Here is a 21,020-nt window from a genome sequence, read left to right on the forward strand (position 1 = left end):
AAGGATGCGCCTGCGAGCCGGCGCCGCGTCGGCGGCAGCCGGCTGCCGTGGCGAAGGCTCAGTTCGAGCCACGGATCTTGGCGAGCTCGGCCTTGAGCCGCTCGATCGTATCCTTGCCGATGGAGGCTTCGTGGCGCTGGTAGACCGCGGCCGTGGCCTCGCGCATCTTGGCGAGCTCGTCGGCAGAAACCTCCGACACCTGCATGCCTTCCTTCTTCAGGTTCGCCAGCGACTTGTCGTTGAGCTCGCGCGAGACGCGGCGTTCCTCGTCGCGGCCGATCGTGGCGCAGTCGCTGAGGATCTTCTGCTCCTCGGCCGAGAGCTGGTCCCAGAGCTTCTTGGAATAGAGCACCAGGAAGGGCGTGTAGGCGTGACGCGTCATCGTCAGGTATTTCTGCACCTCGTAGAGCTTGGAGGTGTCGATGGTGACGAGCGGGTTCTCCTGGCCGTCGATGGCGTGGGTCTCCAGCGCCGCGAAAACCTCGCCGAAGGCCATCGGCGTGGCGTTGGCGCCCATGCTCTTGAAGCTGTCGAGGAAGATGTTGTTCTGCATCACGCGGACCTTCAGGCCGGTCAGCTCCTCCGCCTTGGCGACGGCGCGCTTCGAATTGGTCAGGTTGCGGAAGCCGTTCTCCCAATAGGACAGGTTGACGACGCCGAAGCCGGGCAGCTGGTCGGAGATATGCTTGCCGAAGCCGCCGTCGAGCACGGCATCGGCTTCCTTCTCATTGGTGAAGAGGAAGGGCAGGTCGAAGACGCCGAGCGCCGGCATGATGCCGACCAGCGGCGAGGAGGAGGTGATCACCATCTCCTGCGTGCCGGCGCGCAGCGCCTGCGTCGCCTGCAGGTCGCCGCCGAGCGCCCCGCCCCAGAAAGCCTGGAGCTTCAGCTTGCCGCCGGACTTCTCCGCCATGCAGGCGCGCATCTTGGCGACGCCGTTGCCGACCGGGTGGTCCTCGTTGATGCCGTTGGAGACGCGGATATTGCGCTCCTTGATCTGGGCCTGAGCGGAACCAGCCAACGCGGCGAGTGCGACGCCGGCGAGGATCGAGACGAGACGCGTGGTGAGCATGAGTTTTCTCCCTGTTTGCCTGGGTTGTTGTTTCAACGGCCGCTCAACCAGGCGAGCGGAACGGTCACGAGTTGCGGGAAGAGGATCAGCAGGAACATCGCGACGGTCTGGGCGACGAGGAACGGCCAGACGCCACGGATGACCAGCGACATCGGGATGCGCGCGACGCCGCAGACGACGTTGAGCACGATGCCGACCGGCGGCGTGATCAGACCGATCGCGTTGTTGATGATGAAGAGCACGCCGAAATAGATCGGGTCGATGCCGGCCTGCTTGACCACGGGCATCAGCACCGGCGTCAGGATCAGCACCGTCGGCGTGAAGTCGAGCGCCGTGCCGACCACCATGACCAGCAGCATGATCATGATCATCAGGATCGTCTTGTTGCCCATGAAGGGCTCGAGGATGCTGGAAAGCTCCGCAGGGATATTGGCCTGCGTGATAAGCCAAGCCGAGACGACCGCCGCCGCGACGAGGAGCATCACCGCGCTCGTCGTCTTCGCCGCCGTCAGGGCGACGTGATAGAGGTCGCGGGGCTTGAGCTCGCGATAGACGAACATGCCGACGACGAGGGCATAGACGGTCGCCACGACGGCGGCTTCGGTCGGCGTGACGATGCCGAAGCGGATGCCGCCGAGGATCGCGACCGGCATCAGGAGCGCAAGCGAGCCGTCCCAGGTCGCCTTCAAGCGCTCGGCTCCGCTGCGCCGCGGCAGCACCGCGATCTTGTCGCGACGGCAGACGATGGCCCAGGCGATCACCAGCGCGACGCCGATGAGCAGCCCCGGGAAGACGCCGGCGAGGAAGAGCTTGGTGATCGAGAGATTGGCGGCGACGCCGAAGACGATAAACCCGATCGATGGCGGAATGATCGGCGCGATGATGCCGCCCGACGCGATCAGGCCGGCGGAACGACCGGTATCGTAGCCGGCCTGACGCATCATCGGCAGCAGGATCGAAGCCAGCGCCGCGGTGTCGGCGGCGGCCGAGCCCGAGAGCGAGGCCATGATGATCGAAGCGAAGATCGCGACATAGCCGAGGCCGCCATGGAGATGGCCGACCAGGGAAAGCGCAAAATTGACGATGCGCTTCGACAGGCCGCCAGCATTCATCAATTCGCCGGCGAGCAGGAAAAACGGGATCGCCAGCAGCTGGAACGAATCCGCGCCGATGATCATGTTCTGCGCGATGATCTGCGTGTCGAACACGCCGAGCCAGAGCATCAGCGCGACTGCGCAGACGATCAACGCAAAGGCGATCGGCATGCCGAGCGCCATCGCTCCGCAGAGCGAGACGAGGAAGACGGTGACGGTCATTCGAGGTGGCCCTTCAGATCGTGCGAAGGGTTGCCGCTGTAGTCGCCGGCGAATTCCGCCAATTCGTACGGGCCGAGCCGCCCGGTGAGGGCGCGGATCAGACGGGCCAGCGTGATGAAGCCGATGCCCAGCCCGGCAAAATAGAGCACGCCGTAGACATAGCCCATGCTCAGCCCGGTGACCGGCGCGACCGCGGTGGCGTTGATCTCATGCTGCTTCCAGGTGCCGTCCAGCAGCATCACGCAGCAGGCCAGGATGACCGCGTCGCTCAGGATCATGCAGATGAGCCGGCCGCGCGGGCCGATCGCCGCGACCAGCGTGTCGACGCCGAGATGTCCATTCTCACGCATCACCACGACGGCACCGATATAGGTCAGCCAGACGAAGAAATAACGCGACAGCTCCTCGGACAGATCGATGCCGGAGTTGAAGGCGTAACGCAGGACCACGTTGCCGAAGACCATCACGACCATCCCGGCAAGCAGGATGACCAGGACGGCTTCAAGCCCCCGTAGGATCCATCTTTCGGCTATTGCGAGCATGTGGCGTTTCCTGGTTTTTTTTCGTTGTATGAGGCGATGCGCCGGCCGGAACATGCCGCGGCGGACCTTGGTGGATGTCGTCCTGGGCGACCTGCAGCAATTCGACCATCCGGGCACGCGCGTCGGCGGGCTGGCGTGCTGCGATCGCGTCGGCGACCCGACGATGGATCGCGATCGACGCCTGGGCGCGCTCGTGATCGTGCATCGACAGGCGGAATGAGGCCTTCAGCACCGCTCGCAGAATCGGCTTGAGCTGCAGCAGCAGGATGTTGCCCGATGCTTCGAGGATCGCCTCGTGGAACCCGAAATCCGCCGCTTCGTGCTCGACCTTGCCCGGCGATTTCACCATCGTTTCGAGTGCGTCGGCGATCGCGGCGATCTGAACGTCGGAGCCACGCTCGGCCGCGAAACTCGCGGCCGCCGGCTCGATCATGCCGCGCAGCTCGAGCAGGTCGCGCTCGAAACCACTCGCCATGTCCGCATCGGTGATCCAGTCCATCACCTGCGGATCGAGCAACCGCCACGACGAAAGGGGCTGGATGCGGGAGCCGACGCGCGGGCCCGTCGTCACCAGACCGAGTGCCTGCAGTGTCTTCGTCGCCTCGCGGATCACGGTGCGACTGACGGCGAAGCGGGCGGCGAGTTCGTCCTCCCGCGGCAGCGTTCCACCGGCTCCGATCTGACCCGCAACGATCAGGCGGCCGAGCTCGTCGACGAGAGAGGCGTGAAAATTCGAGGGCCGGACCATGCTATGATATTATCATCATATGAATGAGTCGCAAGCGTGGAATCGACGACCTCCTCAGCTCGCCCCCAGCCCGGTCTCACCTCTCGCGGTCAGGCATGGCTCGCCGGGGAGGTCTCGTCTCGCTCCCGGATGAAATCCATGTTGAGTTTGAGGCCGAGCCCCGGCAGGTCCGGCACGTGCATGTAGCCGTCGATCGGCAGCGGCGCGCCGTCGAAGACCTGCGCGGTGATGCCCTCGAACATCAGCAGGCGCTCGAGGAAGAGCGCGTTCGGCACGGCGGCGACAAGGTGCAGATGGAGGTTCTCCATCGCGTGAGGCGCGAATTTGACATTCCAGGCCTGGGTAAGAGCCGCGCATTTCAGCATCTCGGTGTAGCCGCCGGCTCGGGCGCCATCGACCTGAACGATGTCGGCGGCATCGTGCATGAGGAGGTCCCGCACGCCGAACTTGGTGTATTCGTGCTCGCCGGTCGCGAGCGGAATGTCGGTGCCGCGCTTGAAGCGGGCGAGCCCGGGAATGTCGTCGGCGAAGACCGGCTCCTCGAACAGGAAGATGTCGTATTCGCGAATCCGGTTGGCGAGCTGCACCGCCGTTGCCGCGTCGAAGGAGTTGTTCGCGTCGACCATGAGGTTAACGTCCGGGCCGACCGCCTCGCGAACCTTGCGGACGCGCTCGGCGTCGCGGCGCGGATTGCGGCCGCCGTCGAAGCCGACCTTGAACTTCACCGTCGTGAAGCCGCGCGCGACCATGCCCTTGATCTCGTCGACGAGCTGGTCGTCGGAATAGGAGGTCCAACCGCCGCTGGCATAGACCGGCACCTTGGTCCGGTCTCCCCCGAGCAGCTTGTAGACGGGCAGATCGACGATCTTGCCCTTGAGGTCCCAGAGCGCGATGTCGACGGCGCTGAGAGCGCAATACATCAGGCCCTTGCGGCCGACGCCACGCAGGTAATGGAAAAATTCCTGCCAGATCGCCTCTGTCTCGAGCGGATCGCGACCGATCAGCTTCGGCGTCATGTTGCGGTTGATCAGCTCGCAGGTCGCCTCCCCACCAACCTCATGATAGGTGACGCCGATCCCCTCGAGCCCCTGATCCGTCGTGATGCGGACGATGACGAAGCCGATCGTCTCGACCTTGCGCGTGGCATCCGCGAAGCCGCCGAGAACAGGCGCGGAAACGAGGTGAACATCGATCTTCCGAATCCTGTGGTGCACGAAACGTCCCCTCGGCGAGCTACATTGACATCATTATCAATAATGATATCGATATTGACATCATCAGACCTTGTCCAGCGAGGCGCCAGCGTTGATCCCGAAGCTCAGCCGCCCCTCCGATCTGGTCTACGGCATCGTCAAGCGGCGGATCATCCTCAACGAGCTGACGCCGGAAACGGTCCTGACCGAACTCGGCCTCGCCCGCGAAATCGGCTGCAGCCAAGGGCCGATCCGCGAGGCCTTGCTGCGCTTGCAGGAGGACGGCCTGGTCGTGCGTTCGGGGCGGCGCACAGTGGTGACGCGGCTTGAAGCCGAGGAAGCCGAGGAGATGCTGGCGCTACGCCGCCGGATCGAGACGCGCGGCGCGTTGAAGGCCGTGCTGCATGCCGATACCCGCGGCCTCGATGAGCTGCGCGACATCCTGGCGGCGATGAAGGAAGCCGCGGCACTCGGCGACGAGTACCGCGTCATCGAAGCCGACAAGGATTTTCACCTCGCCCTGTTCCGCCTCTCCGGCCTCGACGCTCTCGGGCAGATCCTGGCGCGCTGCATCATGCATTCGAACCGCTACAAGCTCTGGGCGCCGGAACATCGCCGCCCTCTGATCGAGACGGCATTGCGCCACGACGTTCTCTTCGAGCGCCTCGCCGCCGGCGACGGAATCGGGCTCGCCGCGGCGCTCGGCGTTCATATCGACACGATCGTCGTGCAAGGCGACGACGAGGTTGCGGCGTGAGCGCCTTCGTCCACCCGCAGATGGCTCGGATCCTCGCCAGTTTCGCGGCAGCGCCAGGTGTCGATTTCAAGACCTTGCCAATCGCCGAGGCCCGCGCCTCCTCCGACGCCGCCTCCATTGCCTGGAACGAAGGGGCCCCGGACCTTCCCACCCGCGAGATCGCGGTGACGGCCGATGGTGTCTCGCTGCGCGGACGGCTTTATCATCCGCAGCCCGGAACCGCCCTGCCGGTCATCCTCTACGTCCATGGCGGCGGCTGGACCTTCGGCTCGGTCGATACCCATGACGGCACGATGCGGAACCTCGCGGCGGCGGCCGGCTGCTGCGTCTTTGGGTTCGATTATCGCCTCGCGCCCGAACATCCCTATCCGGCCCCGCTGGAGGATACGCTCGGCGCCATCGCCTTTGCGCTGGGCGGAGAGCTTGGTCCCGACGTCGATGTCCGGCGCTGGGCCCTCGCCGGCGACTCAGCCGGGGCGACGCTCGCGCTCGCGGCGATGATCAAGCGCTGCGACGCCGGCCTTGCTCTCCCCGCGGCAGCGGCGCTGTTCTACGGCTGCTACACCCCCGATTTCGAAACCGGCAGCCATGCACGATTCGGCGAAGGCTACCTTCTGACCACGGCCAACATGCGCTGGTACTGGCGCAACTATCTCGGCGCGGCCTTCGACGCGCCTGCGCCCCTCGCCGCGCCGCTGCATGCCGATCTCTCCGGATTGCCGCCGCTCTATCTGACGGCAGGCGGGCTCGACCCTCTCGCCGACGATACCCTGCGCCTGGCCGAGCGCCTGGCAGTGGCGGGCGTCGCCTTCCGCCACGACCACGTGCCGGGCGTCGTCCATGGCTGCCTGCGCATGAGCCGCGAACTTGCCCCGGCGCTCGCCATGATCGGCGCCGCGGCCTCCTACATCACCGAAAGACTATAAAAATCCCAGGGGAGTGAACGTCATGGAACGCAGGACCTTCATGAAACTTGCGGGAGCCGCCGCGCTCTCCTTCGAGGCCGCCAGACCCGCCATCGCCCAAGGCAAGGCAACGGTGCGCTGGTGGTACCACTACGACAACCCGCAGAACACGCCGGCCAGCCTCGTCTCGAAGTTCGAAGCGGAAAACCCGGATATCAAGATCCAGGCCGAGCCCATTCCGTGGGGCGGCGGCACCGACTACATCAACCGCATCTTCTCGGCCCTGGTCGCCGGCAACCAGCCCGACTGCGCCATGGTGCGTCTGTCCTATCTCTCGCGCTTCGGCCAGATGAAGGCGCTCGAACCGCTGGATGGTTTCCTGGCCAATTGGAAAGGCCGCAGCGACATTTCCGACGACGTCTGGAAGATCAACCGTTCGCCCGATGGCAAGCAGTACTACATGCCGCTGCACTATGTGGTGATCTATCTCTACTACCGTCAGGACCTGCTGCAGCAGGCCGGGCTCCAGCCGCCCAAGAGCTTCGAGGACTTCCTCACCGCCGCCAAGGCCCTGACCAAGGACAGCGTCTTCGGCTACGGCATGCGCGGCGGCGCCGGTTGCCATGACAACTGGGGTCCCTTCGTCCTCGGCGGCGGCGCCAGCTTCGAGAAGGGTGGCATGGTCACCGAGAAGGCGCTCGCGGCCAATCGCTGGTTCGTGGACCTCGCCGTGAAGCACAAGGTCGTGCCGCCCTCGGCGCCGACCGACGCCTTCCGCCAGATCGTCGACGCCTTCAAGGCCGGCCGGACCGGGATGGCGATCCATCACATCGGCTCCGCCGCGGAGGTCGTCGGCGCGCTCGGCGACAAGGTCTCGGCCGTGCCGGTGCCGCGTGGGCCGGATGGCGGTGGCTGGACCTATTTCGGCGACGAGTCCAACGCCATCTTCGCAGGCAGCAAGAACAAGGAGGCGACCTTCCGCTGGATCAGCTTCCTTTCGAGCGCCGAGAACAACGTCGAACAGGCCAAGCTCAGCGGCCAGCTGCCGATCACCATCTCGGGCGCGAAGAACTGGACCGTCCATCCCAAGCGCTTCGTCGAGGCGAGCGACGCCTCCCTGCCGATCGCAAGGCCCCTGCCCGACCATGTGAAGACGCCGGATTTCGTCGGCCGCGTCCTGCCCACCAATCTGCAGAGGGCGCTGACTGGCGGGATGAACCCCGACGACCTCATGAAGGCCGTCGAGCAGACCTTCCACGGCTGAGGCCGGATCGCATCGCGTGGCGCCGGGCCTGATCCGGCGCCAGCCATCGATCGACAGGGACGACGCCATGAACAAGCTGACGGCGAGCGGCGCGACGCTTCGCGCTGCGACCCCTTATGGATTCCTGCTGCCGGCACTGCTGGTGACGGCGCTTGTCATCCTGTTTCCGGTGCTGCAGACGGCCTGGTACAGCCTGCACGAATACGTCCTCTACGATCCGGACAATTTCCGCTTCGTGGGCTTGCGCAACTTCGCGGCCGCGCTCTCCGACGAGGTCTTCTGGATTGCGCTCGCGAACTCCGCGATCTGGGTCACTGGCATCGTGTCCCTGCAGCTTCTGCTCGGCCTTGGCGCGGCGCTGCTGCTCAATCAGAGCTTCTGGTGGCGCGGCCTGGCGCGCGCGCTCGTCATCATCCCGTGGGCTCTGCCGAGCGTGATCATCGGCCTGATGTGGACCTGGATCTACGATTTCAATCTCGGCGTCTTCAACGACATCCTTCTGCGCCTCGGTCTGATCTCGGCGCCGCATCCCTGGCTCGCCCAGCCCTCCACGGCGCTGGCTTGCATCATGCTGGCGCTGGTCTGGCAGGGTTTCCCGTTCTTCACAGTCACCATCCTTGCAGGGTTGCAGACGGTGCCGCACGAGCTCTACGAAGCGGCCGAGATCGACGGCGCCAGCGCCTGGCGGCAATTCGTCCACGTCACGCTGCCCTCGATCGCCGGCATCGTCGCCACGGCCGTTCTGCTGCGCATCATCTGGGTCGCCAATTCGCTCGACGTCATCCTGGTCATGACCGGCGGCGGGCCCGGATACTCGACGCATACGTTGCCGCTCTATGCCTTCCTGCGCGCCTATACCGGCATGGAATTCGGCTATGCCGCCTCGCTCTCGCTGATGCTGACCGCGATTCTACTGGGGATCGTCTGGCTCTATGTCCGCCGGCAGGCCGGGGAGATGGAGCGATGATCCGGCGCCGCTCCTTCACTCGCAATCTGATCCAGGTCGAAATCCCCGTCCTGCTGGTGCTCGCCTTCGCGCTGGCGCCCTTCGTTTGGATGCTGCTGACCTCGATCAAGCCGAACGCGGACCTCTCCCAGTTCCCGGTGCGCTATCTGCCGAGCAGCACGACCTTCGAGCACTACCGGACGCTGATCCAGCGCACGAGCTTCCCGGTCAATCTGCTCAACAGCCTGATCATCGCCTGCGGCGCCGTCGTCCTCGGGCTGGCGACCAGCGTTCCGGCGGCCTATTCCTTCTCGCGCTTCCGCTTCGCCGGGCGGCGCACGCTGATGACCGGCTTCCTCGTCATCAACATGTTCCCGATCGTGCTGCTGATCATCCCGCTCTTCGTACTGATGCGGACGCTCGGGCTGATCGACACCTTCCTCGGCGTCATCATCGGCCACTCGACCTTCTCGATCCCGTTCTCGATCTGGATGCTGGTCAGCTATTTCAACGCGATCCCGCGCGATCTCGACGAGGCCGCGACGATCGACGGCGCCTCGCGACTGCAGACGATCCGGCTGGTGGTGCTGCCGCTGGTGATGCCCGGCATCGTCACCACCGCGATCTACGTCTTCATCACCTCCTGGAACGAATACCTGTTCGCGATGATGCTCTCGGGCGAGACGGTACGACCGGTCACCGTCGCCCTGCAATTGTTCATCGGCGAATTCACGGTGCAATGGGGCATCCTCACCGCGGGCGGAACGATCATCGCTTTGCCCGTGACCATCCTTTTCCTTTTTGTGCAGAAGCGCCTCGTCGGCGGCCTGACGGCAGGAGCAGTCAAATCATGACCAACGCGATCGGGGTGATCTCGATGTTCTATGCCCGCCCCTTCGGGCGCGAGCATTTCCCGACCTTCCAACGCATGAAGCAGGCCGGGGCCGATGTGGTCGAATTGCTGGTGCCTGAGCCGGGCGAGCTCGATCTCGCCGAGACCAAGGCCGCGGCAGCCGATGCGGGGCTCTCGATCGTGCTGGCGGCGCGAGTGAACCTGACCCGCGACCTCGCCAGCCCCGATCCGGCGGCGCATCAGGCCGGCGTCGCTTATCTCGAGCAATGCGTCGATATCGCCGCAGCACTGGGCGCCGGAATCGTCGGCGGTCCTCTCTATGGCGCGCCGCTCGTGTTCGCCGGCCGGGCTCCGCATCCGGTCGAGCCGACCGAGCGCAAACGCCGGGTCGATGCTGTCGTGCGAGGCCTGACGCAGGCAGCCAGACGCGCTGCCGACAAGGGCGTGGTTCTCGGCGTCGAGCCGCTGAACCGCTTCGAGACCGACATGTGCAACACCTGCCGGCACGCGCTGGACTATGTCGAGGCCGTCGCCTCTCCTGCCATCGGGGTGATGCTCGACACCTTCCACATGAACATGGAGGAATACGACCTCGCCGCCGCCATCCGGCTGGCGGGATCGCGGTTGGTGCACTTCCAGGCAAACGAGAACAATCGCGGCTTCGTCGGCTCCGGTCATATCGACTGGCCCGCGATCGCCCGCGCGCTTGCCACAAGCGGCTATAAGGGCCCGATCGTGCTGGAGCCGTTCCGGCGCGACGACGAGGCGGCGGGCGTGACGCTGGCACAGTGGCGCGCTCCGACGCGAGACGAAGACGCGGAGCTGAAGGCGAGCATCGACTACCTCAAGGCAACGCTCGCCTTCGCCGACAGGCTCGCCGCGACGAAGGGAATTGCGTGATGACATCTCCTCTGCGCCTCGGCTGGATCGGCTGCGGCACGCATGCCAACGAGATGCTGCTGCCGCAGGTCACCCGGCACGACGTCGTCCTGCACGCGATCTGCGACATCTCGCCGGAGAGCCTTGCCTCAACCGGCCGGCGCTATGGCGTCGCCCCGGAGGACCGGATGAGCGACTGGCGCACGCTGCTCGCCCGCACGGATATCGACGCCGTCGGTCTCGCCATGGGGCCGCAACAACATCATGAGGTCGGCCTAGCGGCGATCGCGCGAGGCCTGCCGCTCTTCATCGAGAAACCGCCTGCCGCGACATCGCGGCAAGCGCAGGAACTCGCGGATGCCGCCAAGGCCCAGGGCGTTCCGGTCGTCGTCGGCTTCATGAAGCGGTATTCGACCGCCAATCGCATTGCAGCCAATGTCATCCACGCCCCGGAATTCGGGGAAACGGCGAGCTTCCTCGGCCAGTACATGACGGCGCCGACCTATTTCGCAAAGGATGTCGACTACACCGGCTTCTACCTGCATCACTGCGTGCATTATTTCGACCTGATCCCATACTTGATGGGCGAGGTCGCGACGGTCGGTGCGCGCCGGCACGAGCTGGAACCCGGCAAGCTCCTCCTCCATGTCGACTTCCGCTTCCGCAACGGCGGCATCGGCACGCTCGTCATGGGTACGCATCAATCACGCGGCACGCCGATGGAATGGTGGCAGGTGATGGGCGACCATCGCCGTGTCGAGGTCCGCAACCTCCACGAGGTCCGCTATTTTCGCAGCCCCCCTTTCAAGGTGTCGCGGGATGACGCCACTTTGGCCGACGGACAGGATACGCTAGTCTGGGAGCCCAATTTCACGGTTGCCGCCAACGAGGACCACAAGGGCTACCACGCGATCCTGGGCGATTTCGTCCGCGCGGCGCGCGGCGAAAAGCTCAACCTTCCCGACGCTGCGGCAGGCGCCAGGGCCCTTGGCCTTCTCGAACAGGCGATCGCGTCGGCCGAAGCTTCCGAGTAGCAGCCGGCAGCAAGCTCGCCGGCATATGCTGGGCCAGAGATGTCAAGCTTGCAGTTTTTGCGAGTTTGACCGTCTTTTTCGGTGGCCGTTTACCGGAGCGCCATAGTTCATCGGGCATGCATGGCCCTCCAGCGACGGAGGGAGCCATCGTGCCACCCAAAGCAGCAGTCCCAGACGGCGGCATCGAGCCGCGCCTGCACCGCTTCATGAGCGTGATGCTGGAACTCGCTCCCGATGTCCTCGTGCCGCGCCAGGAAACGGAGCTGCTCGGACGCAGTGCTGTCGCCGCCCTTCGCGACGGCAGTGCCGACCCGGTGGTGATCGACATGTGCTGCGGCTCCGGGAACCTTGCCTTGGCGATCGCGACGGAGTTTCCATCCGCCCGCATCTGGGGAGCGGATCTGACGGACAGCACCGTCGCAGTCGCCCGGCGCAATGCCGAGCGACTCGCCCTTCAAGACAGGGTCGCGATCCGGCAAGGGGATCTGTTCGGTGCGCTCGACGGTGACGACCTTGCAGGCGCCGTGGACATGATCGTCTGCAATCCACCCTACATCTCGACTGCGCGCCTCGAAGGCGAGAGCGCTCATCTCCTCGATGCCGAACCGCGCGAAGCGTTCGACGGAGGGCCCTACGGCATCTCGATCCACCAACGGCTGGTCCGGGATGCGGTCTCCTTTCTCAAACCCGGTGGCTGGCTGCTGTTCGAATTCGGGCTGGGTCAGGATCGCCAGGTGGCAGCCCTGATCGCCCGGGCCAAGGCCTACGAGCCCGTTAGCTTCGCCGCCGACGAGGCCGGGGTACCGCGTGTCGCGCGCGTCCGCAAACTGCGGCACGACGCCCTCGCGGCTCCCTCCGTGACACGCTGAACATGAGTGAGGTTCGCCCCCTGCTGGCCGCGGATCTTCCCGCTGTCGCCGGGCTCTTCCAGAGAACGTTCCGGGACGGCAGGACGCCGCCGCCCCCGGCGCTCGAGACCTATCTGCGCCGACTGTATCTCGACGCCCCCGTCTGCGATCCGGACATCGCGTCTCTCGTCCACGTTGCCGGCGAAGGCGGCATTTCGGGCTTCGTCGGCGTGAACGTGCTGCCGATGCGCTACGGCCCCCGCCCGCTGCGCGCCGCCATCTGCGGCTCGCTCATGGTCGACCCGCGCGCGAATGATCCGATGGCCGGCGCAAGGCTGCTCCGGGCGTTTTTGGCCGGGCCGCAGGACATCTCCTTCAGCGAAACGGCGAATGCCCTCTCGACCCAGATGTGGACGAGACTGCGGGGGGTGCCGCTCCCGCAATACAGCCTCGATTGGCTGAGGGTGATCAGCCCCTCGGCCTTCATGCTAGATCTCGCCTCGCGGCGGGTCGGCGCCGCCCGCGTGCTTGGCCCGCTTGCGCGCGGACTCGACCGCTACCTTCGCGGGCGCATGCAGGAAAACGAGCTGCGCTGGACCGGCGTTCCGGCGGCCTGGACCAGCAAGGCGGGCCTCAAGGTCACGGACATCGACCAGGCTGGCTTTGCGGCCCTCGTTGAGCCGCTGACACGGCAATTTCTCCTTCGTCCCGACTGGAGCGAGGAACAGCTCGCGCACATCATCGCAGAAGCCGCTCAGAAGCCGGACTACGGCGCCGCGATGTTCGCCTCCGTCGCGTCCCCCAATGGCGCGCTGATCGGAGCCTTCCTCTATCACGTCCAGCCAGGCCGGATCGCGCGCGTCTTGCAGGTTCTGGCGATACCGGGGCAGGCAGGCCCCGTCATCGACTGCCTGATCGGTCATGCGGCACAGCGCGGCGCCTCCGGGCTGCGCGGCCGGACCCAACCCGCCCTGCTGGCCGCGATGCTGGGCCGGCGGGTCGCCTTTACCCAACCCGCTTCGACCGTCGTGCATTCGCGCGACGAGGCGCTGGTGAATGCGTTCCTGAGCGCGCAAGGTTTCTTCAACGGGCTGGCCGGCGAGCACTGGAACCGCCTGGCCGGCTGGCGGTTCGAATAGGCCTCCTCGCGGCCTCTCGTCTCAGTCCGCGATCTCCTCGACAGGGCGAACGAGCTGCGGGCCGAGGTGAAGGTAGCGCGTCGCCCGGCGCTTGGCCGCGATATCGGCCCAGACCCGCTCGACCTCGGCCGTCGTCAGCTGCGCGGCGGCGCCGACCTCCGCGGCTGGAACGCCGTTGTTGAGGCCGAAGAGGCAGAGATCCATGCGGTCGTATGGCAGGGAGAAATAGAATTCCTCCTGCGTCTGCTCCAGGGAATAGGTGTCGGTCGTCGGCGGCCGACGGCGGATCTCCTCAGGGACGCCGAGATGGGCGGCGAGCGCATAGACCTGGCTTTTGTAAAGATGGGCGATCGGTTTGACGTCAGCCGCGCCGTCGCCGTTCTTGACGAAGAAGCCCTGGTCGTATTCGAGCCGGTTCGGCGTGCCGAGAACGGCGAAATTCAGCCGGTCGGCGTGATAGTATTCGATCTGCTTGCGCGTGCGCTGCTTCATGTTGGTGGCGGCGACGATGCCGAGATAGACCGCCGGCGGCATTCGCAGCTTGGTCTGCCGGCCATCGGGGTCCCGAACCACCAGCGAGGAGATGTTGTAACCATCGCCGGCAAGCGCGTTGGCGATGACGATCTTCGAGGCCCAGCCCTGACCGTATTCCGGCACGAGTTCGCGGATGAAGGCATCGCGCCGCTCATAGCACCCCATCGCGCTCAAGGACGGGGCAATGTCCTCGACGATCGCCTCGACGCCGAAGGTGTCCGCGACCAACCGGCCGAGGCGAAGGCTCTCGGGATCGGAATCGCTTTCAGGCATCAGCAGGCAGAAGACGTTCTTCGCGCCGACAGCGCGGACTGCAAGCGCGACCGAGACGCTGGAATCGATGCCGCCGGAGAGGCCGAGCACCAGTCCGCGCTTGCGCATGCCACGGAGCTGCTCGCGCAGCCCAGCGACGATACGGTCGGCTTCGGCGACACTGTCGAGTGCCAATGTGCCGACCGAGAAGGCGGGGCGACCAGGGGCAGGAGAGATGTTCATTCCGCCGCTCCGAACGTTTCGGCCGCCAGACGCCGACTGACCTTTCCAGTGTCGGTCTTCGGCAGTTCATGGCGGAATTCGACGAGCTTCGGCACCATGAAATCCTCGAGATGGGTCGCGCAGTGGCGAATGACGTCCCGCTCGCTCAGGCTCTCGTCCGCGAGCACGACGAGCGCAGCGATGGCATGGCCGAGCACCGGATCCGGCACGCCGGTCACCACCGCTTCGGCGATGCCGGGATGGGCATGGAGCACCGCCTCGACCTCCTTCGGTGCGACCTTCTCGCCGCGCGTCTTGATGATGTCGTCCTTGCGACCGACGAAATAGAGGAACCCTTCCTCGTCCATGCGGAACAGGTCGCCGGTATGGAGGCGCTTTTCCCAGGGGTTCGGGCCGGGGCGCAGCATCTGTTCGGTTGCCACCTCGTTGCGCCAATAGCCCTGCATGACATGAGGGCCGCGGATGACCAATTCGCCCGCCACGCCGGGCGGCACGCGGTTGCCGTCGTCGTCGACGACGATCGCTTCGGTGTTGGGAATGGCGACGCCGACGGAGCCCGGCCTGCGGTCCAGCTCTTCCGGCGGCAGATAGGTGCAGCGCTTGCACTCGGTCAGCCCGTACATGGAATAAAGCCGCACCCCCGGAAACAGCTCGCGCAGGCGGGCGATGTGCGGAGGCGGCAGGGCGGCGGCGGTGTTCGAGATATAGCGCAGGCCCGGCAGGAAACCCGGTTCGAGGTCACGCATCTGCAGGATCAGCGCCGCCATCGTCGGCACGAGCGGGAAGCCGGTGACCCCTTCCGCGCGAATGCGGTCGAAGATGGCCTGCGGAAAGGCGAAGGATTTCTCGAGAACGAGGGTCGCGCCGAGCTTCATCGCCATCAGCAGCTGGTAGAGGCCGTAGTCGAAGGCCAGCGGCAGGACGTTGAGGATGACGTCGTCAGGCGTATTGCGCAGATAGGTCGTGATGGAGTCGGCAGCGGCATCGATATTGCGATGCGTCATCATCACGCCCTTGGGACGTCCGGTCGAGCCCGAGGTGTAGATCAGCATGGCGAGATCGACGTCGATCCCGCCATGGCCCACGGGCTCCAGCGCGGTTTCGAGACAATCCTCGAAGGAAACCGCACCATCCGGCGTGACACCTGACGGTGGCCGCGTCGAAGCCACGAAGAACGATCGGCCCGACAGAACCTTTGCCTGTGCCACCACCGGCATCAGCTTCGCCTGGGTCAGAACCGCCGCGGGCTCGCAGTCGGCGATGACATAGGCAAGCTTGTCGGCCTTGGTGGAAGCATTGATCGGGCTGAATGTCGCGCCCGCCTTGAGAATCGCGAAAATCGCGACGACCGCTTCCCAGCAGTTGTCCATGAAGACGAGGACGCGATCGTCGCGCCGCACGCCATTCGCTGAGAGCGCAACAGCGAGCCGGCTCGACAGATCGTCCAGCTCGTCATAGCGCAACCGTCTCCGGTCCGTGACCAGTGCCGTCTTCGCGCCATGCGCAGCCGCATTCGCGATCAGGAATTGCTCGACCCGCATGTCTCAGCGCCTGCGCCGTCAGGCGGGGGCGAGCGATGCGGTCTTCGCGGAGATGAAGGCCGTGATGCGCGCCAGCGAATCGAGATTGGCCGGCACGATATCGGCATCCGCGACCGTGATCTCGTAACGATCCTCGATGAACGCCACGAGTTCGAGAACACCGGTGGAATCGATGATGCCGTTCTCGATGAGCGAATCCGTGTCGGCGATGGCCTGGCTGGCGTCACCGAACAGGAAATTCTCGATGATGAAAGCCTTTACGGCGTCCTGAATCGTGTCTGTCATGTCTTCCCCCAGTTGGATGATATCAGGCGGCCCTGGCGCTGCAACGACGTGAGCCGGTGAAAGTCGCGAGCCAGAGCTGCGTCGACAGGATGCCGACGAACGCCGCGTTGTCGCGGAAGCCGGAAGCCGGATGGCGGCTGCATTTCTCGTGCAGCTTCGTTACCGCTTTCGGATTGAACAGCCCGCCGGCGCCGACCTCGGCCTCGCTCAGCATCGCCCCGACATAATCTCTCGCACCCTGCCCCACGAAGGACTGGCTATCGGGAGCGCGGTAGGGCTGCTTGGGCCGCTGGCTGATCACGGGCGGCAGCAGGTCTTTCGTGGCTTCCCGCAGAATATGCTTCTCAATCAGCCCCTTCAGCTTCATCTCGGGCGGCAGGCCGGCGGCGAATTCGACGAGGCGGTGATCGAGGAAGGGAAAGCGGCCTTCGATGCCGTGAGCCATCGCCATGCGATCGCCCTGGCTCGACAGGATGTAGCCGGGCAGAAGGAAACGCGTTTCGAGATATTGCGCCTGATGCAGCGGATGCCAGCGGGCAAAGGCCTCGGGCAGCCGCGTGATCATTTCCTCGACGGCATCGTATCCGGACAAGCTGGCACGCAGATCGCCGGAGAAGAACAGCTTCGTTGCCGCCGTGCCGTCGAGACGCGCCCGGTGTGAGAACAGCGGATCATCGAGCCCGGTGCCGCCCGCCCCGAAGAAGGAGGCCAGATATTCGGCCGATTGCTGCCTCAAACCCGGCAGATAGGGATAGAGCTTGCGGAACAGATGCGGCCGGATGCGCGAGCCGGGCTGCCTTGCGCAGAAGCGACGAACCCGCGCCTCCTTGAAGATATCGTAGCCGGCGAAGACTTCGTCGGCGCCCTCGCCCGTCAGCACCACTTTCAAGCCGGCTTCGCGCACGAGGCCCGAGAGCTTGTAAAGCGGGGCGGGAGCCGTGCGCAGGACCGGCCGCTCCGTGAAGCGGACGACATCGGGAAAGGCAGCGGCGATATCGCCCTCGACGCAGGCGACGGCGCTGTGCTGCGTGCCGAGCGCACGGGCCATTTCGAGTTGGAAGGCGCTCTCGTCGTGTTCCGCGCTATCGAAGGTGACCGAGAAGGTTCTCAAGCCCCCCGGCGCCATGCCAGCCGCCAACGCCGAAGTGATCGAGGAATCGAGCCCACCCGAGAGATAGGCGCCTACGGGCACATCGGCGCGCATGCGGATACGGGTCGCATCCGTCAGGAGCGCCCGCAGTTCCTCGGCAGCCGCTCGTTCGTCCCGGTGCCGGGACGGTGCGTCTCGGTCGGGATAGCCCAGGCTCCAATAGGGCCGCGTCGAGACGCCGCCCTCCTGCACGATCATCAGGCTGGCGGGCTCGAGCTCGCAGATGCCGCGAAAGGCCGTGCGTGGCGCGATCGGCGCCCAGAGTGTGAAGATCTGGTCGAGCGCCACCGGGTCGAGCTCGGCCTCCACGCCTGGAACCTGCAGCAGCGCCTTGACCTCGGAAGCGAAGTAGAGTCGTTCGCCCTGCCAGGTGTAGAAGAGCGGCCGCACTCCCATACGGTCTCGCGCCAGAACCGTGCGATGGCGGCGGCCATCCCAGAGCGCGAAAGCGAAATCGCCGTTGAGGACGGAGAGGCAGTCCTCCCCCATCTCGTCATAGAGATGCAGGATCACCTCGGTGTCGCTGGTCGTCCGGAACCGCCGCCCCTTGGCGAGGAGTTGCTCGCGCAGCTCGACATAGTTGAAGATCTCGCCATTGAAGGCGATCGTCAGATCGCCCGTCGCGTCGGACATCGGCTGCTGGCCGTCATCGAGGCCGACGATCGCCAGTCGCGCATGACCGAGGCCGGCCGCCTCTGCGGTAAAGAACCCCTGTCCGTCGGGGCCGCGATGCGCAATGGCGGCAGTCATCCTCTCAAGGAGGGCCTTTCCATCCCGGACCGCGCCGAAATAGCCGCCAAAACCGCACATGCCGAGATATTTCCGAATCCACCAGCGCAGTCCGGACTATAGCCAGCAAGGCACCCGCATGTACTAAACTTCTGAGACTATTCATGGGGATGGTAAATTTCGGCACCGTAACTGCAGGTCTTTTTGCGGCAGAGCCGATCCGCCGCGCGATGACGTTAGGTTGCAACGCTATGGTGTGGCGACCGCCGGACCTTGGCTGAACATCCATCACGCGACGGCGGCCAACGCCATGCGCCCCGCCCGTCCTACCCGGCACGCGCCGACTGGGTCCGCCAGATGAGCCGGCTTGTATTTGCGGTTCCTTACGGAATGCGGCTAGAATCCCGAGATCCAAACCAACCTGGAGAAAACCATCAGAGGCGGCCAGCTGCGGCCAGCCTTTCGCGAAAACCGTTTGTCGAAATGGAGTGACTTGATGAAATGGATGTCCGTCGCCGCCGCCCTGGCTCTTCTCGGCTGCAGCAGTACGCCACAGTCAAATCATGTCGGCGGGGACCTGACGGTGGGAACCGCACATTGCTCGAAATTCAGCTGGGGCACCTCGCAAATGGCGGAATGCCTCGATCGCGCGGCTGAAAGCCAGGCTGCAACCATGTCCGCTCCGCAGGCAGACGGAAAGGGCTGATCTCGAAGGGCGTCATCGCAAGATGGCGTCCTTTCCGTCTGAGGCGCTCTCAGCCGGCGCTATCGAGCGCTCGGACATCGACCGAACGCAATGGTGCGGCGTCCTCGAAGATCAGCGCGCAACGAAGGCCATGACGGTCGCTTCGGTTATCCAGCTCGAGCCTGGCGCCCATCCGCCGGGCGGCCATCTCGGCAATGGTCAGGCCGAGGCCGGTTCCAGCATGGTTGCGTGCGCTTCCTCGGAAAAAACGCTGCCTGACCAGCGGCAGCTCGCTCTCCGGAATGCCGGGCCCGTCGTCCACCACCGCGATACCCCTGCCCCCGGGCAGGGCCCGCCACGCAACCACGCCGGGCGCCTCCATGTAGCCGACGGCGTTGTCATGGAGGTTGCGCAGCACGAGATGCAGGCTGTCGGCCTCCACGCGAAGCAGGAGGCCATGCAGCGCCGGATCGAGCCGGAGCTCGATGCCTGGCGGGCACGGCACACTGGCAACGACCTCCCGGAGCGCTGCACCGGCGTCGACCTCATCGCTATGCGCCGGTTGCGGCATGGCTTCGAGCCGCGCCAGCGCCAGCAGTTGCCGGGCGAGCCGGCTGGTGCGATCGACCGCGATCAGGATCTGCCGCAGCGCGCCGTTCCGGATATCCGGATCCTGCGCCGCGATCGCCACCTGCGCCTGTGTCTTCAGCCCGGCGAGCGGGGTCTGCAATTCATGCGCGGCGAAAGCCGTGATCTCGCGCTCGTGGCGCCGCGCCGCCTCGACCTTGCCGAACAGACCGTTCAGCGCGGCAATGAGCGGGCGCACCTCCGACGGCGCATCGCCCGGCGCCAGCGGGCTGGCATCGTCGCCGTCACGCGCGGCGATCTGCCGGGCGACGGCCTTCAGCGGACTCAGCCCACGCCCAAGGCTGAGCCAGATCATCAGGCCGAGCAACGGCGCAATGAGCAACGCCGGCGCGACCAGCCCGGCGACGAGATCCCGGACCAGTCTGTCGCGCAGGCCGATGCGATCGCCGACCGCCACGCGCACGCCCTTTGTCGCATCGACGATGGTGTAGATTCGCCACGGCTCGCCGCCGACCTCGCGATCGCTGAAACCCTCCGCATCCTGGGCAAGGCTCTGGTCAGGCGCCCCGCTGGAGCGAGCGAGCAGCCGCCCGTCGAGCGACCAGATCTGGCAGGAGAGCTGGCGGGAATAGCCGGCATCCTCGAAGGCCGGCGCGGCTGCAGCCGCCGGCATGTTGCCGCTGGCGACGAGCGAATGGACCATCCTCGCCGCCTCCTGCAGGCGGGTGTCGAGCACATGCTCCAGCTCGGAACGGCTGCCGAGATAGATCCAGGCGACGGCGCAGAACCAGATCGCACCGGTGGCGGCGAGCAGCAGCAGGAACAGGCGACGGCGCAACGAGGTCATGCCGATCTCCGCATCCGGTAGCCGAGGCCGCGTACGGTCTCGATGGCATCCCGCCCGATCTTGGCGCGCAGGTTGTGGATATGGACCTCGACGGCATTGCTCTCGACCTCCTCCTGCCAGCCATAGAGCCGGTCCTCCAGCTCGGCGCGGGATCGGACGACACCCGGTCGCTCCATCAGGGCGGAGAGCAACGCGAATTCCCGCCGCGACAGGCCAACCGCGTTTCCGCGGACCGTTGCGCTCAACCCGGCAGGATCGAGCACGATGTCACCGACTTTCAGAAGCGCATCCGCCCGGCCGGAGCGGCGACGCGACAGCGCGCGCAACCGGGCCGCGAGCTCATCGAGATCGAAGGGCTTGCCGAGATAGTCGTCGCCGCCCGCATCGAGGCCGCGAATCCGGTCCTGCGTCTGGTCGAGGGCCGTAAGCAGCAGGACGGGCGTGGCATCCTTCGCCCGCCGCATCTCCGCGAGCAGGTCGAGCCCCGAGCCATCCGGCAGCATCAGATCGAGGACCACCGCGTCGTAGACCCCGGTAGCGAGGGCCGCACGGGCATCGCCACAGTCACCGACCCGGTCGACGGTCCAGCCCGAGAGGCCGAGCCCGACCTGCAGCCCATCCGACAGGACAGGGTCGTCTTCCACCACCAGTATCCGCATCGCGGCGCGAT

At 65.7% G+C, this 21,020-nt stretch carries 21 protein-coding genes; 10 read left to right on the top strand and 11 right to left on the bottom strand.

All coding sequences use genetic code 11. The annotated features are described in order from the left end of the window. Positions 1 to 58: 58 nt before the first annotated feature. The 5 genes from CE453_RS24290 to CE453_RS24310 all read right to left on the bottom strand — a co-directional run bounded on the left by CE453_RS24290 (position 59) and on the right by CE453_RS24310 (position 4,892). A complete protein-coding gene (locus CE453_RS24290; RefSeq protein ID WP_089176919.1) occupies positions 59 to 1,072 on the bottom strand; it encodes a TRAP transporter substrate-binding protein in 1,014 nt (337 codons plus the stop codon). A 32-nt stretch (positions 1,073 to 1,104) separates the two neighbouring features. Then, positions 1,105 to 2,388: a TRAP transporter large permease gene (locus CE453_RS24295; RefSeq protein WP_089176920.1), complete on the bottom strand. Its 1,284-nt coding sequence runs from the start codon at positions 2,386 to 2,388 to the stop codon at positions 1,105 to 1,107. After that, a complete protein-coding gene (locus CE453_RS24300) occupies positions 2,385 to 2,930 on the bottom strand; it encodes a TRAP transporter small permease (RefSeq protein WP_089176921.1) in 546 nt (181 codons plus the stop codon). The genes CE453_RS24295 and CE453_RS24300 overlap by 4 nt, the downstream gene beginning before the upstream one ends. After that, on the bottom strand, positions 2,890 to 3,678 hold the full coding sequence (locus CE453_RS24305; protein ID WP_089176922.1) for a FadR/GntR family transcriptional regulator: 789 nt from the start codon (positions 3,676 to 3,678) through the stop codon (positions 2,890 to 2,892). Before CE453_RS24305 ends, CE453_RS24300 begins: the two co-directional genes overlap by 41 nt. An 89-nt stretch (positions 3,679 to 3,767) precedes the next feature. Next, positions 3,768 to 4,892 (bottom strand): mandelate racemase/muconate lactonizing enzyme family protein, encoded by a 1,125-nt coding sequence (locus CE453_RS24310; RefSeq protein ID WP_089176923.1) that lies wholly within the window; start codon positions 4,890 to 4,892, stop codon positions 3,768 to 3,770. Between the two features lie 91 nt (positions 4,893 to 4,983). Here CE453_RS24310 and CE453_RS24315 point away from each other — a divergent pair, with 91 nt between their 5' ends. From CE453_RS24315 to CE453_RS24355, 9 genes are all read left to right on the top strand, one after another. Next, positions 4,984 to 5,628 (top strand): GntR family transcriptional regulator, encoded by a 645-nt coding sequence (locus CE453_RS24315; protein ID WP_198302198.1) that lies wholly within the window; start codon positions 4,984 to 4,986, stop codon positions 5,626 to 5,628. After that, the gene (locus CE453_RS24320; protein ID WP_089176925.1) at positions 5,625 to 6,554 is read left to right on the top strand and encodes an alpha/beta hydrolase; all 930 of its coding nucleotides are present in this window, start codon (positions 5,625 to 5,627) and stop codon (positions 6,552 to 6,554) included. The genes CE453_RS24315 and CE453_RS24320 overlap by 4 nt, the downstream gene beginning before the upstream one ends. 22 nt (positions 6,555 to 6,576) lie before the next feature. Then, the gene (locus CE453_RS24325; protein ID WP_089176926.1) at positions 6,577 to 7,797 is read left to right on the top strand and encodes an ABC transporter substrate-binding protein; all 1,221 of its coding nucleotides are present in this window, start codon (positions 6,577 to 6,579) and stop codon (positions 7,795 to 7,797) included. A 67-nt stretch (positions 7,798 to 7,864) separates the two neighbouring features. Further along, on the top strand, positions 7,865 to 8,764 hold the full coding sequence (locus tag CE453_RS24330; protein WP_089178126.1) for a carbohydrate ABC transporter permease: 900 nt from the start codon (positions 7,865 to 7,867) through the stop codon (positions 8,762 to 8,764). Further along, positions 8,761 to 9,597 carry a carbohydrate ABC transporter permease gene (locus tag CE453_RS24335; protein ID WP_089176927.1) on the top strand — a complete coding sequence of 279 codons (837 nt, stop codon included), beginning with the start codon at positions 8,761 to 8,763 and terminating at the stop codon, positions 9,595 to 9,597. The genes CE453_RS24330 and CE453_RS24335 overlap by 4 nt, the downstream gene beginning before the upstream one ends. Further along, positions 9,594 to 10,496 carry a sugar phosphate isomerase/epimerase family protein gene (locus CE453_RS24340; RefSeq protein ID WP_089176928.1) on the top strand — a complete coding sequence of 301 codons (903 nt, stop codon included), beginning with the start codon at positions 9,594 to 9,596 and terminating at the stop codon, positions 10,494 to 10,496. The genes CE453_RS24335 and CE453_RS24340 overlap by 4 nt, the downstream gene beginning before the upstream one ends. Then, a complete protein-coding gene (locus CE453_RS24345) occupies positions 10,496 to 11,509 on the top strand; it encodes a Gfo/Idh/MocA family protein (RefSeq protein WP_089176929.1) in 1,014 nt (337 codons plus the stop codon). Before CE453_RS24340 ends, CE453_RS24345 begins: the two co-directional genes overlap by 1 nt. A 116-nt stretch (positions 11,510 to 11,625) precedes the next feature. Next, positions 11,626 to 12,378 carry a HemK/PrmC family methyltransferase gene (locus CE453_RS24350; protein WP_089176930.1) on the top strand — a complete coding sequence of 251 codons (753 nt, stop codon included), beginning with the start codon at positions 11,626 to 11,628 and terminating at the stop codon, positions 12,376 to 12,378. A gap of 2 nt (positions 12,379 to 12,380) precedes the next feature. Beyond that, complete coding sequence (locus CE453_RS24355) at positions 12,381 to 13,496, top strand: hypothetical protein (RefSeq protein ID WP_089176931.1); 1,116 nt, start codon at positions 12,381 to 12,383, stop codon at positions 13,494 to 13,496. Between the two features lie 21 nt (positions 13,497 to 13,517). On the opposite strand, the gene nadE is transcribed toward CE453_RS24355, so the two are convergent. The 4 genes from nadE to asnB are packed head-to-tail and all read right to left on the bottom strand — an operon-like array spanning position 13,518 to position 18,311. Then, entirely contained in the window at positions 13,518 to 14,525 is a 1,008-nt protein-coding gene (gene nadE / locus CE453_RS24360; protein WP_089176932.1) for an NAD(+) synthase, read from the bottom strand. Next, complete coding sequence (locus tag CE453_RS24365) at positions 14,522 to 16,066, bottom strand: class I adenylate-forming enzyme family protein (protein ID WP_089176933.1); 1,545 nt, start codon at positions 16,064 to 16,066, stop codon at positions 14,522 to 14,524. Before CE453_RS24365 ends, nadE begins: the two co-directional genes overlap by 4 nt. 18 nt (positions 16,067 to 16,084) lie before the next feature. Beyond that, entirely contained in the window at positions 16,085 to 16,351 is a 267-nt protein-coding gene (locus CE453_RS24370; RefSeq protein ID WP_089176934.1) for an acyl carrier protein, read from the bottom strand. A 22-nt stretch (positions 16,352 to 16,373) separates the two neighbouring features. Beyond that, the gene (gene asnB, locus CE453_RS24375) at positions 16,374 to 18,311 is read right to left on the bottom strand and encodes an asparagine synthase (glutamine-hydrolyzing) (RefSeq protein ID WP_089176935.1); all 1,938 of its coding nucleotides are present in this window, start codon (positions 18,309 to 18,311) and stop codon (positions 16,374 to 16,376) included. Between the two features lie 415 nt (positions 18,312 to 18,726). Between asnB and CE453_RS28765 the strand changes: the two genes are divergently transcribed. Next, entirely contained in the window at positions 18,727 to 18,936 is a 210-nt protein-coding gene (locus CE453_RS28765; protein ID WP_157733171.1) for a hypothetical protein, read from the top strand. Positions 18,937 to 18,985: 49 nt separating this feature from the next. Here CE453_RS28765 and CE453_RS24380 read toward each other — a convergent pair whose 3' ends face one another. Both CE453_RS24380 and CE453_RS24385 read right to left on the bottom strand, forming a co-directional pair. After that, entirely contained in the window at positions 18,986 to 20,350 is a 1,365-nt protein-coding gene (locus CE453_RS24380; RefSeq protein WP_089176936.1) for a sensor histidine kinase, read from the bottom strand. Beyond that, complete coding sequence (locus CE453_RS24385) at positions 20,347 to 21,009, bottom strand: response regulator (RefSeq protein WP_089176937.1); 663 nt, start codon at positions 21,007 to 21,009, stop codon at positions 20,347 to 20,349. The genes CE453_RS24380 and CE453_RS24385 overlap by 4 nt, the downstream gene beginning before the upstream one ends. Between the last annotated feature and the right edge of the window lie 11 nt (positions 21,010 to 21,020).

The sequence above is a fragment of the Bosea sp. AS-1 genome (assembly GCF_002220095.1).
GTDB lineage: Bacteria > Pseudomonadota > Alphaproteobacteria > Rhizobiales > Beijerinckiaceae > Allobosea.